This is a genomic window from Methanolobus sp. WCC5 (genome assembly GCF_045690325.1).
Lineage (GTDB): Archaea > Halobacteriota > Methanosarcinia > Methanosarcinales > Methanosarcinaceae > Methanolobus.
Map to the genome: position 1 here is coordinate 915590 of NZ_CP146981.1, position 13987 is coordinate 929576.

Sequence of the window (13987 nt, forward strand, 5' to 3'; positions counted from 1 at the left end):
GACAAGGATCTTCAGTTCCTGTAGATAGATATCAGATCACTGAGTATTGCACTGGCGGTTTCTATAGAACCTGCTCCGCGCCCAGTTACAGTAATTGGGCCTGAAAGGTCGGTCTGTACCGATGCAACGTTCAGGGAACCGGCCACAGCAAGAGGATGCCCTATGGGAACCAGTTTTGGAGCCACATTTATCCTGCTGTCGTTGACCTCACCTATCAGCTTGATAACATAACCGTCATTATGCGCCAGCAGGAGTGCTTCGGGAGTTATCTTTGTTATGCCGGTGACAGTAACATCCTCATAAGTTGCATTCATTCCGAATACACAGTTGGCAAGTATTACCAGTTTACACGCAGTATCAACACCTTCCACATCGTAGGTAGGATCCGTTTCCGCATACCCCAGTTCCTGTGCCTCTGCAAGCATCTGTTCATAAGGTGCATGCTCCTCTGTCATGCGGGTAAGGATATAGTTGCAGGTTCCGTTGAATATACCCTCCACATTGGTTATCCTGTTTCCTGCCAGTGAATCCTTTGTAAGGTTCAGTACAGGCATAGCACCACCGACCGTAGCCTCGAACCTGAATCGTGAACCACTTAGCTTTGATGCTTCCATGAGCTCTTTGTACTTCACTGCCAGGGGACCTTTGTTAGATGTGACCACGTCCCTGCCTTTTCTGAAAGCCATGAGCATGTTCTCAAGACCTGCACCACCTGTTATTATGTTGGTCGGGGTCGTCTCCACCACAAGTTCATGATCTATCTTCTCTATGATCTCAAGACCTGTCATATTCCGGGAACCAACCGATCCTTCGGCCTTCTTTCTGGAAATGGCCGCACCAAGATCCACACCATCGGGGTCTATCACAGCGGTCCTGGAATCTGCTATAGCAACAACCCGAAGATCAAGACCGATATCTTCAAGATCTGCCTTTTTGGCAAGCAGGACCTTTGCAACACCCTGCCCGACAGCACCAAATCCTATTATGGATAAACGTATCGTCCTCATCAGAGGGCCCCCAGCTCACTTTTGATGGGTTCGATGACCAGCAGGTCCTTCTTTTTTGCAATGTCCTTGAGAATATCAATGGCCTGTGTAAGATGTTCCTTGCTTACTGCATCTATCTTGAGTGATGCCGAGGATGGCATCTTGATCTTTGGCATTGAAAGATTAAGGTCCACAACCTCCGCGTAGCCTGTGTTATCAATAGTATCGATAGTATCCTGGATATCTGTGTGGACTATATGCCCTATAAGAAGGACTGCGCCATGCTCGAAGTATCTCTTCTCGTCAATGCGCACAATACCTATCCCGCTCTCCTCAAGGCTGGAAATAATCTGACTGAGATTATCCGGTTTTGTCTCAAAGACCACCTGAACCGGAATCGTACCTCGGGGAGTTCTCTTTTCATGGTGGTGGACCACCGATATAAGATTGCCTTTGAATTCGGATACCGGTCTTAAAGCAAGAAGTAACTGCCCGGGGATATCTTTTAACTCAATGTCCATGGAAACTCGCATGTATACCCTCGTAAATTGTAAATAGAACTATTTCTCAATGCTTATCCCCATACACGTTAAACGCAGTTATATATTTTGGTTTGGGTCATCGGTATCTTCAAGAATGACGATATTACCCCTGCCTTTCCTGTATTTTCGGACTATGCCACGACTTTCAAGGTCAGATATCATCAGGCTGACCTTTGCTTCGGAATGTCTTACTTTTGTACGCAACTCCTTCTGGGTTATGCGGCCATCGTTGCTGGCAATTATATCGACAAGCTCCCTGAGATCGGCTGGAAGCTCCTGTAATCTGCCTGCACCTGCAGATAGTGCCATGTGCCTTTCCTCGGCGGTTATATCCTCTTCAGGAACAAAAGCAGCTTTTCTGTGCCTTATGTAAAAATAGCCAAAAAGCACTACAATGAGGAAAAGGACCAGCACAATGACAATTGGTGTGGAGATGAGCACCTTATCTTCATCATTATCTGCAAAAAAAGCAATTTCATCAAGCTCTGAAAATTCACTTTCATTGAATACAGGATCATAATAGACAGGAAACAGCAGCAGATCATATACATAGTCGCCGTCATCATCGATGTATATTTCCTCTTCGGTATATGCAACCATGTCACCTTCAGTATAATAGCTGGCAGATATGACATAATGACCTGGCACCAGATCAAAAGAATATATGCCATGTTTTGCAAGCATGGACTGGGGCGGCGTTGAGTTAACCTGGACAATCACATTCTCCAGGGGATCAAAAGAGCCCCACTCATACACAGCTCCGTGTATGGTGGCAACCTCCTGAGCAGTTGCAGCATGCACGCCTGAAAGTACCACAATGATCGTTATAAGTAGCAGGATCACATTTTTCCGGAACACAGGATGTATATTTATCAAGTGAACCCATATAATTGTTTCTTCCGGATTCAAAATAAAGATTAGTAAAGTTTTATCAAGTAAAATAAACAATTTAAAGCCTTTTTTTCATGCTTACATATCCTTAAAGTTACCATGAAGTAAAGCATGCTTATATCAGCCACGGAGAATCCGGTAATTGTAAGTGCAAGTTGTATTTACCACCAGGCTTTTGCCAGCCCCTTCTTGCACTTACATAAAAACTACATAAGAATTGCATAAATATACAAAAAATGGAGGAAGAACGATGGATACAAGAAGATTTACATTGATTGCTGTGGCGCTTATGCTGGTCAGTTTATTCGCGGTGACTGCCATGGCAGCAGACCAGATAGCAGAACAGTCCAATGATCAGCTGGAAGATGGATCATGCCCGGATTTCATTGATGAAGACGGTGATGGCATTTGTGACAATTTTGCAGATGGAGCCTACAAAGGTCTTGGTAACAACTGCAAGGGAACCGGTGCATGTGATGGGACCGGCCCGGACAGGACACAGGACAGAATAAGAGAGCGGTCATGCCAGAATTAAAATGAAGGATGATGAATAAATAGAATAGAGGAACAGAGTATAAAGAAATTAATCCGGCTACCATAAACCAGAGCCAGCCAGCCGGATTTTTTTAATCACAACATTACCAACATTAGTACAACATTACCGACATTACTACAAACCAGAGTACAGATCATAAAAAATGATGTTAGAGAACTGGAGGGAAATCTTATGGAAAAAACTGGATTGAGAATGTTTGCAGGCTTTGCCGTACTTTTGGTGCTGATGAGCATCCTTCCGGCAGGAGCACTTGCAGCATCTGACAATGCAAAGAATGATGATATGAGAGTTAAGGTTGCAAACGCTGCAAATGAAAAAGAGACTTATGGCAATGATCAGACAGATGACAACGCCGATGAAGATAAAGATGATTCTGCAGATACAGCAGCAGCATACATCAGGGACCATGACAGAGACAGGGACATGGTAAACGCAAAGGAAGATGCCACGCGAAAAAGGACAGAATCCATGAACGCTGTGGCCAGATACCAGGCAGCCAGAGATAATTTTGCGATAATGAGGTCCAACAACCCTAACATTGATACTGAAGAAGCTATCAATGCTACCAGGGAATATCTCAACAGTTCTATCAGCTATATGATATCACGTCTTGACGAGGAAGACGACAGTGAGTACATTAAAAGACTGGGATCTATCAGAGAGGATGTGAACGCTGCAACAACAAGAAAGGAACTTGCTGATGCTGCAAAAGATATCAGGAGTGTATGGAACGATGCACGTAAGGATCGTATCATATCTGCAGGAAGAGCAATTGACAACAGGATGAATGCGGTTATCAGGACATCAGAAACCCTTATGCTGCGTCTGGAGAATGAGATTGCTACGATGAAGGAAAATGGAGAGGATACAGAAGACCTGGAAGAAATGCTTGCCAGGTACAGGGAGCTCATAGCCGGGGCAAAAGAGAACCAGGAACGTGCAAGGAATACCTACATGAACGGGAACGGCACAGTTGGCGAAAATGTCCGGGAAGCTAACAGGTATATAGAACAGGCAGGCAAAGATATCAGAGATGCGAATGCCATTCTCAGGAACATACTCACAGAACTCAAACAGCACAGGCAGGGAGTGGTCGTACTATCCGGAAATGGTACTCTGAATGCTGAAGGTAATGGCACTGCTGTCATCTCGGGTGATGTTACCATAGATCTCACGATCACTGATGCAAAGCTTGTTATCAAGGACCTTGCAGGTGATGCCAGGATAGAAGTTGCGGATAATACAGAATATGGAGAATCCAATGTTGAGGAAGGAAACAGTACGGACAATAACCGTGCATTTGTATTCATGAACATCACCGGAGATGTACATATTGAAGGAAGCCGGCTGACTGTTATGGTTCGCGGGTCAGATATCGAACTGACCGCTGAAGGAACAGGAACGGCAGTACTCTCAGGCAACGGAACGTATGAAACCGTAGGAGGATCTGGCAACTGGGCAGGCAACTATGCAGACCCCGGTGATGTCACAGAAGACGGAGAAGATCATGGTGATGAAGAAAGCGAAAACAATGATGCTTCCCAAAATAATGAAAACGAAAGTAATGCAGATGCATCTGTGAATGCAAATGCAGCATTGACCTGAAGCATTGGGACATGATTTGAACGATACAGGAGTTGAAGAAGAATGAAATATTTCAGAAATATCGTGATAATTGCTCTCATGCTCTGCGTTATTGTGGTTTCGGGATGTATGGATGAAAACACAACTGAAGAGGGAAACACAAGTCCTGATGTAGCAGATCCAGGTACTGAGCAGGAAATAAGTGTTGCAGACATGGCCCTTAATGAGGGCATGGCAGGTGTTACAGACAGCGAGATACAGGATCTGGAAGCACAGCTTGCAGAGCTTGAAGCACTTATCGATGAAATGAACCTTGAAGAAGACATTGTTCCTGAAGAGATATGAACCATGTTCATTCATATCCCCTTTTTATTTGTGTATGCCAGCCCTTTACATTAATCAGGAACATAAGAGCTTTTTAATTGCAAATTAACAGAGAATTATAAGATAAGTATATATAGTCGAACAAACAATCTATTTGCACTTAGAAATGATACTACACCATATCTAAGGGGAAAATTATGGGAAACATGATAAAAACAACTTTACTGCTGGCAACCCTTACCGGTCTGCTGGTCATTGTAGGCCAGCTAATGGGCGGGACGTCAGGAATGATCATTGCATTCATATTTGCGATCATCATGAACTTTGGAACTTACTGGTACAGCGATAAGATAGTCTTAAAGATGTATCATGCTAAGGAGGTCACTGCAGCAGAGGCTCCGCAGCTCTACGGAATAGTCCAGAAGCTGGCTATGAAGGCAAACCTTCCAATGCCGAAGGTATATATCGTGCATACATCCATGCCAAATGCATTTGCAACCGGCAGGGACCCAAAACACGCAGCAGTCGCTGCCACGACCGGGATACTTGATCTGCTGACAGCAGAAGAGCTTGAAGGCGTGCTGGCCCACGAGCTTGCGCATGTAAGGAACCGTGACACCCTGATCAGTGCAGTAGCTGCCACAATAGCCGGTGTCATAACGATGATAGCCCACTGGGTACAATGGGCAGCCATATTCGGAGGTATCGGCGGACGGGACGGTGAAGGAGCAAATAACTTGATCGGTTTCCTTGCCCTTGCCATTGTGGCACCGCTGGCGGCAACTATAATACAGCTTGCAATATCAAGATCAAGGGAATTTGCTGCCGATGCAGAAGGAGCACGCATCTGCCAAAAACCCTGGGCGCTGGCAAGTGCACTGGAAAAGCTTGAGTATGGCAGTTCACACTATAGGGAGAGAAGAGGTGATGTGCAAGCATCCGAGGCCACTGCACACATGTTCATAGTTAACCCTTTGAGGGGTAACTCCATCATGAACCTTTTCAGGACACACCCGGTAACAGAGGAACGTATCAAAAGGCTCCGTGCAATGTAATGGCTTAATCGGATCAGGGTTTTAGAAATTAAAGAGGTTTGTCTGTCCCCTTTCTACGAGATGGATGACCTCCACACCATTTTCTTCAAGTTTTAGCGAAAGATATTGCCTGTGACAGCCTTTCGGACTTTTTTCCGCACACATAAGCACTACTCTTCCGTTATCTTCATGGACCTTCCTTATAAGATCAATAAGCCTGGCCAGGCTGCTGCGGAATGGTTCTGTATCCATATATTCCACGTAAGCATGCTCCCTCATACCACCCACTCCCTCGCAATGGAAATATGATATACCGTTCATAGGAAGCAGCAGCTCAAGGGATTCCTTATCGTATTCCCTGAATGTAGACTGAGGGTACCTTCGTATATCCACAAGATGAGTTATTCCGTTCTCAATGAGCATGCCTGTGAAATCTTCAGGCAGCCGGTTCCCATATCCTATAGTGTAGCATTTCATTGTTCGCACCATCAATAATCAACAATGTAATGGAAGAGGTCTTATTTTAATTAGGATGTTCAATATAATTGACGGTTCATTTTACAGTATTATAGGCAATGAGGATAGGCAATGAGGGACCATTAAATGGAGATGTCACATTAGCCAAAATTGTATTATGATACTAATCGATAAGAATATCATGGAGAAAGGTTATTTTGTCCATAGCATTCCAATATTAAAACTCCATCATGATCTTATTCAAACCCGACCAAGCTGTTGGATCATACAATATGACATCTCAAAACTAAAGATCATGTCATTAAATTCAAATCTGCACTTAAAGAGGATAAAATGAAAGTATCTGTCAGTACTTCAAAGATCAGCGGTGAGATATTTGCACCACCGTCTAAAAGTTATACACATCGGGCAATTACCATTGCTGCCCTGTCGGATAAATGTGTGATTCACCGGCCTCTTATGTCGGCTGACACCCTTGCAACTGTACGTGCATGCGAAGCTTTTGGAGCAAATATAGAAAGATCAGAAGAAGAATTGCATGTGACCGGAGTGAACGGTAAACCCTTTGTTCCCAATGACGTGATAGACGTTGCAAACTCAGGAACTACCCTGCGCTTCATGACGGCCATATCATCACTTACAAACGGAGTGACCGTGCTTACAGGTGACAGCTCTATTAGAAGCAGGCCTAATCAGCCACTTCTGGATGTACTTAACAGGCTTGGCGTGGAAGCATATTCCACCCGTGGCAACGGATGTGCTCCCATAGTTGTACGTGGCGGGCTCAAAGGTGCAATTACTACAGTAGACGGCTCCATAAGTTCACAATTCATTTCCGCACTTCTTATAGCCTGTCCCCTTACCATCCGGGACACAACACTTTCAATAAAAGGAAAGATGAAGTCAAGACCTTATGTCGATGTTACCCTCGAACTGCTTGAAAAGGCAGGTGCGCAGATACTTACAGAGGAAAATAACACTACTGAATTCATAATCCCGGCGAACCAGAGATACAACCTTAAAGAATATACTGTTCCCGGAGACTTCTCATCTGCTTCTTACTTACTGGCAGCAGCTGCAATGACAGGATCCTCTGTTACCGTGAAGAACCTGTTCCCTTCAAAACAGGGAGATGTCGAGATAATAGATGTGCTTGAACGTATGGGTGCAAAAATATCATGGGATAAGGAGGAAGGAACGGTACATGTCACCTGCAGCGGACTTAAGTGTACTACTTTTGATGCAGGCGCAACACCTGACCTCGTTCCCACCATTGCCGTACTTGCTGCATGTGCCCGGGGTGTGACTGTCATTGAGAATGCCGAACACGTGCGTTATAAAGAAACAGACAGACTTCATGCAATGGCCCTTGAACTGGCAAAAATGGGAATATCCGTAAAGGAAGAACCTGACAGGTTAACAATTACCGGTGGTGAACTGCATGGCGCCCACCTGCATGGCTGGCATGACCACAGGATAGTCATGGCCCTGACCATTGCAGGCATGGTTGCCGGAGACACAACAATAGATACTGCTGAGGCTGTGCAGATATCCTTCCCGGATTTCTTCGGGGAAATGACAAAACTTGGTGCACAGATAAAACCTGAGGAATAGGAAAGACAGGAAGAGAGAGACTCCCCCTTACTTGCCTGAATAGGAGCGCCCAACAGCGGTTCTGCTACTAATGGCCTTTTTACGCATGTAATCGGGAATGACATCTTTCTCCACTACAAGTCTGGAGGTACCAATCCCAACCACTATTACCTTACTTTCCACCGGTTCTTCGCCTTCCCTGACCATAAGGTCCTTTTTGGTCACCTCTATTTCGACCTCGTCCTTAGAGTAACCGGCTGCTTTCATATAATCCATGATGATTTTCCTTCCGGCATCTCTTGCAAACTCATATGCCTCAATATATTGCGGGAACACATGCCTGCCTTCCGGAGTAAAAGCGAAGTACCGGGTAACCTCTTTGGCATTCTTTAGCTCCTCGTCAGTTACATTCTCACCAGTTACAGGGGCAAAATCCCTTTTAATAAGTACTTCCACGCGCTTTATGCCTTTACCCACAAGGGCACCAACAGCATTCCCGACACTTGCATGTTCGGGAACTACAATATTGGCGTCGATAAGCTTTTCCATCTCTTCCTTATAGGCAACAACAGGACCACCAAGCAATACCACCGGAGTTTCGATCCTGAATCGGGTGAAGTTCTTCCCACTGAGCATCTGATCAATAACAGACAGAGGTATGCCTTCCACCAGATAAGAGACAAGATCTGTTGCCATGTTACTTGCAACCCTTTGTTTTACCATAATAGCGATATCTTCACTGTTTACCCTTAACTGCCTGGCAAGCTTTTCTGCACCGATCATGGAAGCTTCTGTTTCCCACTGCCTGAAATCACCAAGAACATGAAGTGCATCCGTCGGTGTAAAACCAATTGCCTGTACCAGACGTTTCTGTATAAGACCATCAAGGGCACGGACACTTGGCTGTTTCTTCAGGCGCTGGAAGATATCCACATAGGAAAGAGGCACACCCAGGATGACATCATATATCTCTTCTTCTGTCCTTGTAAGGTCAAATGGCCTTACACCTGTGCGCACGAAGAACTTAGTTGGCTGCACATTCTCACAAAGAAGTTTCCTTGAAGGGGATTTAGACTCCTTCAATCGTTCAAGGAAACCGGTATATTCACAGGCAGCCCGGCAAAGGGGGATCACCCTTCTTGGACCAACGTAGAACTTATTATCCTGTACCCATACATGGCTGTCACCCCCTGTAGCGGATGTTTCCATTCTTATTGCCTTTACCATGGTCTTCCATCCACCGACAACGGCCCCCTGGTCACTTATTTCAGGCACACCGTTCCTTATCAGTGCAACATCGGTACTGGTACCACCCACATCCACCATGACACAGGTATCGTACTTTGTAAGGAAGGCAGCACCTACAAGGCTGGCTGCCGGACCTGAGAATATCGATTCAATAGGACGTTCCAGTGCCTCTTCCATACCTACAACAGAACCGTCACATTTGAGCATGAGAAGATTGGCGTCAATGCCCCGGGAGCTTATGTCCTGCATGATGGACTGGATAAACTTATGAGTGATGGGTAATAACTGGGCATTCAGATATGCAGTGATGGCCCTGTCATAGGCTCCGACTTCCTGGGAGAGCTCATGTCCGCACACAACCGGGAGCCCTGTAAGCTCACGAACTATCTGCTTGACACGGAGTTCATGTTCAGAATTACGATTACTGAAAAAAGATGAAACAGAAAACGCCGCAACATTGTCCTTTACATCCAGGGCAAATTGCCTGACCCCATCCTCATCAAGAGGAGCAGCCTCTTCACCATTACTTGTATGTCCGCCACTGAGCCTTGTGTAATATCTTGCAGGGAAACCTTCATCGGGTATTACATAATCACCTACAAGGATGACACCCACCGGAAAACCCGTATCTTCAAGTATGGTATTGGTTGAAAGGGTAGTGGAAACCGAGACCAGTTTTACATCCTTCGTATACTCAGGATCCAGAGAATCGATCACTTTTTTAATCCCGCCTATGGGGTCAGGATAGGTAGTAAGCACTTTTGTGGCATCCATTATCATACCATCCGAATCGCGGATGATAACCCCATCAGTAAAGGTCCCGCCGGCATCAATGCCCAGACTGTATTGCATTTTGGTTCACTCCTTATAACAATTATTCAAATATCGGTCATGAAGAAAACCTCTGTATCAATAAATACATTTGATACTCAAAATATTTGAGTATAATGATCATGTCCGGTTTTCTGCAAAGACTAAAGATAATATCAATAATGTAAAAAATAATGGTTTTGCAATATTTAAGCATTACCACGTAATGCAACAAAGGATATGAGACAAAAGGAGACGAACAAACAAAAAAGGTAAGTGGCAGGCATAAAGCCTGCACTTGTTCTAAAATTATTTTGCCGGGATGATGAGTGATCTCTCACCAGCAGGCTCGAACTCTCTGAGAGCTCCCCTTGCGAACTCCTTCCTTGGCTGTGTGAAGTCAAATGGCAGGAGCTTGTCTGCGAAACAGACCTTGATCAGTGGGTTGACTGCGAATGCGTCTCCACGACCGGCGTGTGCACCGGAGGTGATTGCTGCATATCCACCCTGGTGACCTACGTTCATTGCGTAGTTGGGGTAGTTTGGTCCACGCAGTTCAAGAGCCAGACCTTCGTCGGACTGGTATGAGAGAACGTTGGTTGCACCACACTGGTCCTGCAGGTCGTATCCGAAGAAACCGAGTCTTCCGAGTGCTTCCTTGTGCAGGTACATACAGAGGTACCATCCGGACAGACCAGCATTTCCGTTTCCTGTTGCGATAGAAACAGCGGAACCTGCTGCTGCTGAAAGGCTTGTTGCTCTCTGTGAACCACCAAAGTGGTCTTCAAGGGTTGTTGGGTACTTCTCGTAGTTCTCAAGACCGTATATCGTGGATTCGGTTGTGATATCCTTTACAACATCAAGGGTTGCCTTTACCTTGTTGTCGGTACCGGTCTTTGCTGCACCATCGTACTTGTCGTTGATGTAGTCTACGTTGTAGTAGAGGTTGTCATCAAGGATGTTGTTACAGTATGCTGCTGTTGCGTACTGTGTGAAACCGACACCACCAGACATGTATGAACCGAGCCAGATCTGGTCGTAGAGCATACATCCTGCACCGACTACCTCAAGAGCAACGTGTGCCGGGTCTTCTGGGTCTACACGGCTTGTCTGTACGATATCTGCCATGTGGCCGAATGGAATTCCACCGGGCTCGTTAGGACCACGTGCACGTCTTGCAGGGAGCATCTCACCCATTGAGATAACACCTGCGTGTTTTGCTGCATATGAAAGGTCAGCTACTGCTGCTTCACCGGCACACATGCTGTATGCTGAAATGAATGACATACCGACCTGCATAGCCATCCACCTGCTTGTCTGGGCACCGTCTGTGGTTCTGCTGACAATTGTTGGGATGTGTGCTGCCTGCCAGGAGGTCTTGCCTATTGCTGCCTTAAGCTGCTCTGCCTGCTCTGCAGGGAATTCCTTGTTGATGTCGATAAGGAACTGCTTGTCGATCTCATCTGCGAGTTCATCGTCACCGGTGAACATCTTGACGTAACAGTCATCTACAAGAGCTGGGTGTGTTTCGACCATGTGTTCCTGAACGACTGCTCCACCAGGAAGTGCGTGGTTGAGTGTCTCAAGGTAGTGGTTGATGGTTTCCGGTGTGACTTCGATACCGAGCCTCTTCTCAAGGGTCTCGTGTGCCATGTCCATACCGACGATTACGGTCCTTCTGATGTCATCCCACATCTGCTGCATTGCAGCGTTGTTGACGTAGTGAAGGTCATCGATCTCGACCATCATGTCAGTGCCTGACAGGAATGATGGGGTGAGTGCTCTCTGACCGAGTGGGATACCACCACAGTGCATCATTGGGTTGTAACCGACAAGTCCTCTCTTTGATGCGAGTTCCTGACCTGCCTTTTTCATCTCTAATTTACGTGGGTTCTGATCGACACCAAGTCTGTGGTATTCCACAGTCATATCGGTGATCTTTCCACCTTCCATTTTGTTAGTACCGTGCTCTTTTGTGTACTTTATTTCCATGTGTTTTGCAAACATTCTCTTTCTGTCGTCTGCCATTATAATCACCTCAGTTCTCCGGCTTGAAGCCATAGATGGTTCTCTTATCGAATACCCTGTGTACCCATTCAATGACTTCTGCATCGTCTCTGAATGCTACGTTGTCAACACGGTATATGGTTGTCCTCTTTGCTGCTTCTTCTGCAGACATTGGCTTTCCGAGGTTTACCTTCTTGTCGATAGGTCTGCCTACCTGGTCCTTGTGCATTATGATTATGTCGCCTTCTTTTCTGCACCTGTCGAGCATGTCAAACATTACACCGTCTTCAGGAAGCCTGAGTGAGTGACCGTGTACTGTTGCACCCCTGAGGCTTGCAAGTGCCGGGCAGGTCATCTCGGTTTCCATCTGGAACTTAGCGAGCTCTTCCATGTCCCTCTCACGGGCTTCAACGACCTGACGACCGGAAAGTGTACCTGGGTCGACACCTCTGAAGTTGATTGCTGCTGCGTAGGACCTGAAGTATGGGGTGGATGGTGCGTTGTACATTGAGTCAACAAACTGTACGTACCTTACCCTGTCACCAGCTTTTGCGCCTGGTGTTGCTTCTACGATCTCTCTGATTGAGCACTCCGGCTCGCCCATTTCTGCGAGTGGTGGGTGTGTGCTTGGGTAGTCACTACCTGGTGCACGGTGTCCGAGAACAAGTGTCAGGTCATCGTCAGAAACGTCTCTGAGTTTCTCAACTTTACCAGACATGTGTTTTCTTCTGTTTTCAGCAACTGATGTTGCTCCTGGATAATATTGTGGTTCATATGCCATAATTATTCACTCCTAATTCTCTAATGATCTCATTGTGGTTTTCACGGCTTTCACGAGTTCGTTCAGTTTTTCCCTCGAACATGATTCTCCTCGTGTAACTCCAGTCACAATTTCCATTACCCTCCCTTTTGTTAAAATATCACTATCCTTTGGTTTTACAAGTCTTGTCTTTACTCCTGCCAATGCAAAATCCTCATAGTCCACAAGGGTCTGGCAAACAACTACTGCAGGAATATCTGCTTCTTCAAGTATTGCTTTTACCTTCCTGACCACGTGATCCCTGATGTTGCCTGTGTGGATCACAGCAACCTTATGCCTGTTTATCTGTGCGACCTCCTCAGGGCTTATCCCAAAGGAGCCGGAACCCATATTGGTGTCCGGAACACCTGAACCGGTGTTAAGCACAAGCACACTGACCTGAATTTCTTCACGACGCATGCCATATGTGAGTTCACACACAGGTTTTGTGATATGTCTTCTTCCCGGGCTCATTGCAACTGCTATGACATCAGGCCTGCCAGTTTCTGAAAGAGTACCGCGCTGTGCCAGTCCTCCTCCTCTGCCAAGACCCATTCCATGCCTGCAATCAACAACCTGCGTTTCCCGGTCGAACATTAGTATCACTCATCATTATCCTGCGGCTTGAGGATGCATACCGGATGATTCTTCAGCTTTCCCTTGGGGTCTGTCATTCCTGTCATCAGGGGATCAGCATCCGGACCGCGTTTTGCATAGTCACTTACCGTCTGCCTCTTTGGAATGAAATTACCTTCCCTGAATTCAAATGACACTGGAAGGACCCTTTCACAAACCTCCCTCACCTGCTCTTTTATATCAGCATCGACGACTTCCATGCGGATACCGCCAACGTACACAGCAAGTTCGATTGCCTGGCCTGCAACTTCTATCACAGTATTCCCGGGATGCTGCACAGGTACTCCTGTTGCGGGTCCGTATGGAACGGCCTGTGGCAGCCTTGGGCCATGAACGAACATCCTGAGTATACCATCAAGATCAGCGATCTCATTGAGAAGTTGCTGAGCTGTTTCGGGTTTTAGCAGCCTTGAAGGAAATATTTCAAGCTGCACAGTGTTTGCGTCTGAAAAAGCTTCGGACATTTTTGTTACCTGTATGATTATCTGTGATATTTAAGG

The 13987-nt window shown here is 46.0% G+C and carries 14 protein-coding genes; 5 read left to right on the forward strand and 9 right to left on the reverse strand.

Annotation, left to right across the window (positions count from 1 at the left end; all coding sequences use genetic code 11):
• Positions 1-11 precede the first annotated feature (11 nt).
• From V7O64_RS04400 to V7O64_RS04410, 3 genes are all read right to left on the reverse strand, one after another.
• Positions 12-1007, reverse strand: a complete 996-nt coding sequence (locus tag V7O64_RS04400; RefSeq protein ID WP_407356815.1) for a homoserine dehydrogenase — start codon at positions 1005-1007, stop codon at positions 12-14.
• Positions 1007-1519, reverse strand: a complete 513-nt coding sequence (locus V7O64_RS04405) for an amino acid-binding protein (RefSeq protein WP_407356816.1) — start codon at positions 1517-1519, stop codon at positions 1007-1009. Before V7O64_RS04405 ends, V7O64_RS04400 begins: the two co-directional genes overlap by 1 nt.
• A 66-nt stretch (positions 1520-1585) precedes the next feature.
• Positions 1586-2386 carry a helix-turn-helix transcriptional regulator gene (locus tag V7O64_RS04410; protein ID WP_407356817.1) on the reverse strand — a complete coding sequence of 267 codons (801 nt, stop codon included), beginning with the start codon at positions 2384-2386 and terminating at the stop codon, positions 1586-1588.
• Positions 2387-2669: 283 nt separating this feature from the next.
• Here V7O64_RS04410 and V7O64_RS04415 point away from each other — a divergent pair, with 283 nt between their 5' ends.
• The 4 genes from V7O64_RS04415 to htpX all read left to right on the forward strand — a co-directional run bounded on the left by V7O64_RS04415 (position 2670) and on the right by htpX (position 5938).
• Positions 2670-2954 carry a hypothetical protein gene (locus V7O64_RS04415; protein WP_407356818.1) on the forward strand — a complete coding sequence of 95 codons (285 nt, stop codon included), beginning with the start codon at positions 2670-2672 and terminating at the stop codon, positions 2952-2954.
• A 192-nt stretch (positions 2955-3146) separates the two neighbouring features.
• Positions 3147-4580, forward strand: coding sequence for a hypothetical protein (locus V7O64_RS04420; protein WP_407356819.1), 1434 nt, complete (start codon positions 3147-3149; stop codon positions 4578-4580).
• 42 nt (positions 4581-4622) lie between these two features.
• Positions 4623-4904 carry a hypothetical protein gene (locus V7O64_RS04425; protein ID WP_407356820.1) on the forward strand — a complete coding sequence of 94 codons (282 nt, stop codon included), beginning with the start codon at positions 4623-4625 and terminating at the stop codon, positions 4902-4904.
• Between the two features lie 176 nt (positions 4905-5080).
• The gene (gene htpX, locus V7O64_RS04430; protein ID WP_407356821.1) at positions 5081-5938 is read left to right on the forward strand and encodes a zinc metalloprotease HtpX; all 858 of its coding nucleotides are present in this window, start codon (positions 5081-5083) and stop codon (positions 5936-5938) included.
• A gap of 21 nt (positions 5939-5959) precedes the next feature.
• On the opposite strand, the gene V7O64_RS04435 is transcribed toward htpX, so the two are convergent.
• On the reverse strand, positions 5960-6394 hold the full coding sequence (locus tag V7O64_RS04435) for a DUF488 family protein (protein WP_407356822.1): 435 nt from the start codon (positions 6392-6394) through the stop codon (positions 5960-5962).
• Between the two features lie 333 nt (positions 6395-6727).
• Between V7O64_RS04435 and aroA the strand changes: the two genes are divergently transcribed.
• Entirely contained in the window at positions 6728-8008 is a 1281-nt protein-coding gene (gene aroA, locus V7O64_RS04440) for a 3-phosphoshikimate 1-carboxyvinyltransferase (RefSeq protein ID WP_407356823.1), read from the forward strand.
• A gap of 27 nt (positions 8009-8035) precedes the next feature.
• Here aroA and V7O64_RS04445 read toward each other — a convergent pair whose 3' ends face one another.
• From V7O64_RS04445 to mcrD, 5 genes are all read right to left on the reverse strand, one after another.
• Positions 8036-10087, reverse strand: coding sequence for a hydantoinase/oxoprolinase family protein (locus V7O64_RS04445; RefSeq protein WP_407356824.1), 2052 nt, complete (start codon positions 10085-10087; stop codon positions 8036-8038).
• A gap of 267 nt (positions 10088-10354) precedes the next feature.
• Entirely contained in the window at positions 10355-12073 is a 1719-nt protein-coding gene (gene mcrA / locus V7O64_RS04450) for a coenzyme-B sulfoethylthiotransferase subunit alpha (protein WP_407356825.1), read from the reverse strand.
• Between the two features lie 10 nt (positions 12074-12083).
• On the reverse strand, positions 12084-12833 hold the full coding sequence (gene mcrG / locus V7O64_RS04455) for a coenzyme-B sulfoethylthiotransferase subunit gamma (protein WP_407356826.1): 750 nt from the start codon (positions 12831-12833) through the stop codon (positions 12084-12086).
• Between the two features lie 12 nt (positions 12834-12845).
• On the reverse strand, positions 12846-13448 hold the full coding sequence (mcrC, locus tag V7O64_RS04460; protein WP_407356827.1) for a methyl-coenzyme M reductase I operon protein C: 603 nt from the start codon (positions 13446-13448) through the stop codon (positions 12846-12848).
• Between the two features lie 5 nt (positions 13449-13453).
• A complete protein-coding gene (mcrD, locus tag V7O64_RS04465) occupies positions 13454-13951 on the reverse strand; it encodes a methyl-coenzyme M reductase operon protein D (protein WP_407356828.1) in 498 nt (165 codons plus the stop codon).
• Positions 13952-13987 lie beyond the last annotated feature (36 nt).

Bases quoted from the DNA above. Each gene is read 5' to 3' on its own strand.
- V7O64_RS04400 (WP_407356815.1), bottom strand. From the start codon at position 1,007: ATGAGGACGATACGTTTATCCATAATAGGATTTGGTGCTGTCGGGCAG.
- V7O64_RS04405 (WP_407356816.1), bottom strand. From the start codon at position 1,519: ATGCGAGTTTCCATGGACATTGAGTTAAAAGATATCCCCGGGCAGTTA.
- V7O64_RS04415 (WP_407356818.1), top strand. From the start codon at position 2,670: ATGGATACAAGAAGATTTACATTGATTGCTGTGGCGCTTATGCTGGTC.
- V7O64_RS04420 (WP_407356819.1), top strand. From the start codon at position 3,147: ATGGAAAAAACTGGATTGAGAATGTTTGCAGGCTTTGCCGTACTTTTG.
- V7O64_RS04425 (WP_407356820.1), top strand. From the start codon at position 4,623: ATGAAATATTTCAGAAATATCGTGATAATTGCTCTCATGCTCTGCGTT.
- htpX (WP_407356821.1), top strand. From the start codon at position 5,081: ATGGGAAACATGATAAAAACAACTTTACTGCTGGCAACCCTTACCGGT.
- V7O64_RS04435 (WP_407356822.1), bottom strand. From the start codon at position 6,394: ATGAAATGCTACACTATAGGATATGGGAACCGGCTGCCTGAAGATTTC.
- aroA (WP_407356823.1), top strand. From the start codon at position 6,728: ATGAAAGTATCTGTCAGTACTTCAAAGATCAGCGGTGAGATATTTGCA.
- V7O64_RS04445 (WP_407356824.1), bottom strand. From the start codon at position 10,087: ATGCAATACAGTCTGGGCATTGATGCCGGCGGGACCTTTACTGATGGG.
- mcrA (WP_407356825.1), bottom strand. From the start codon at position 12,073: ATGGCAGACGACAGAAAGAGAATGTTTGCAAAACACATGGAAATAAAG.
- mcrG (WP_407356826.1), bottom strand. From the start codon at position 12,833: ATGGCATATGAACCACAATATTATCCAGGAGCAACATCAGTTGCTGAA.
- mcrC (WP_407356827.1), bottom strand. From the start codon at position 13,448: ATGTTCGACCGGGAAACGCAGGTTGTTGATTGCAGGCATGGAATGGGT.
- mcrD (WP_407356828.1), bottom strand. From the start codon at position 13,951: ATGTCCGAAGCTTTTTCAGACGCAAACACTGTGCAGCTTGAAATATTT.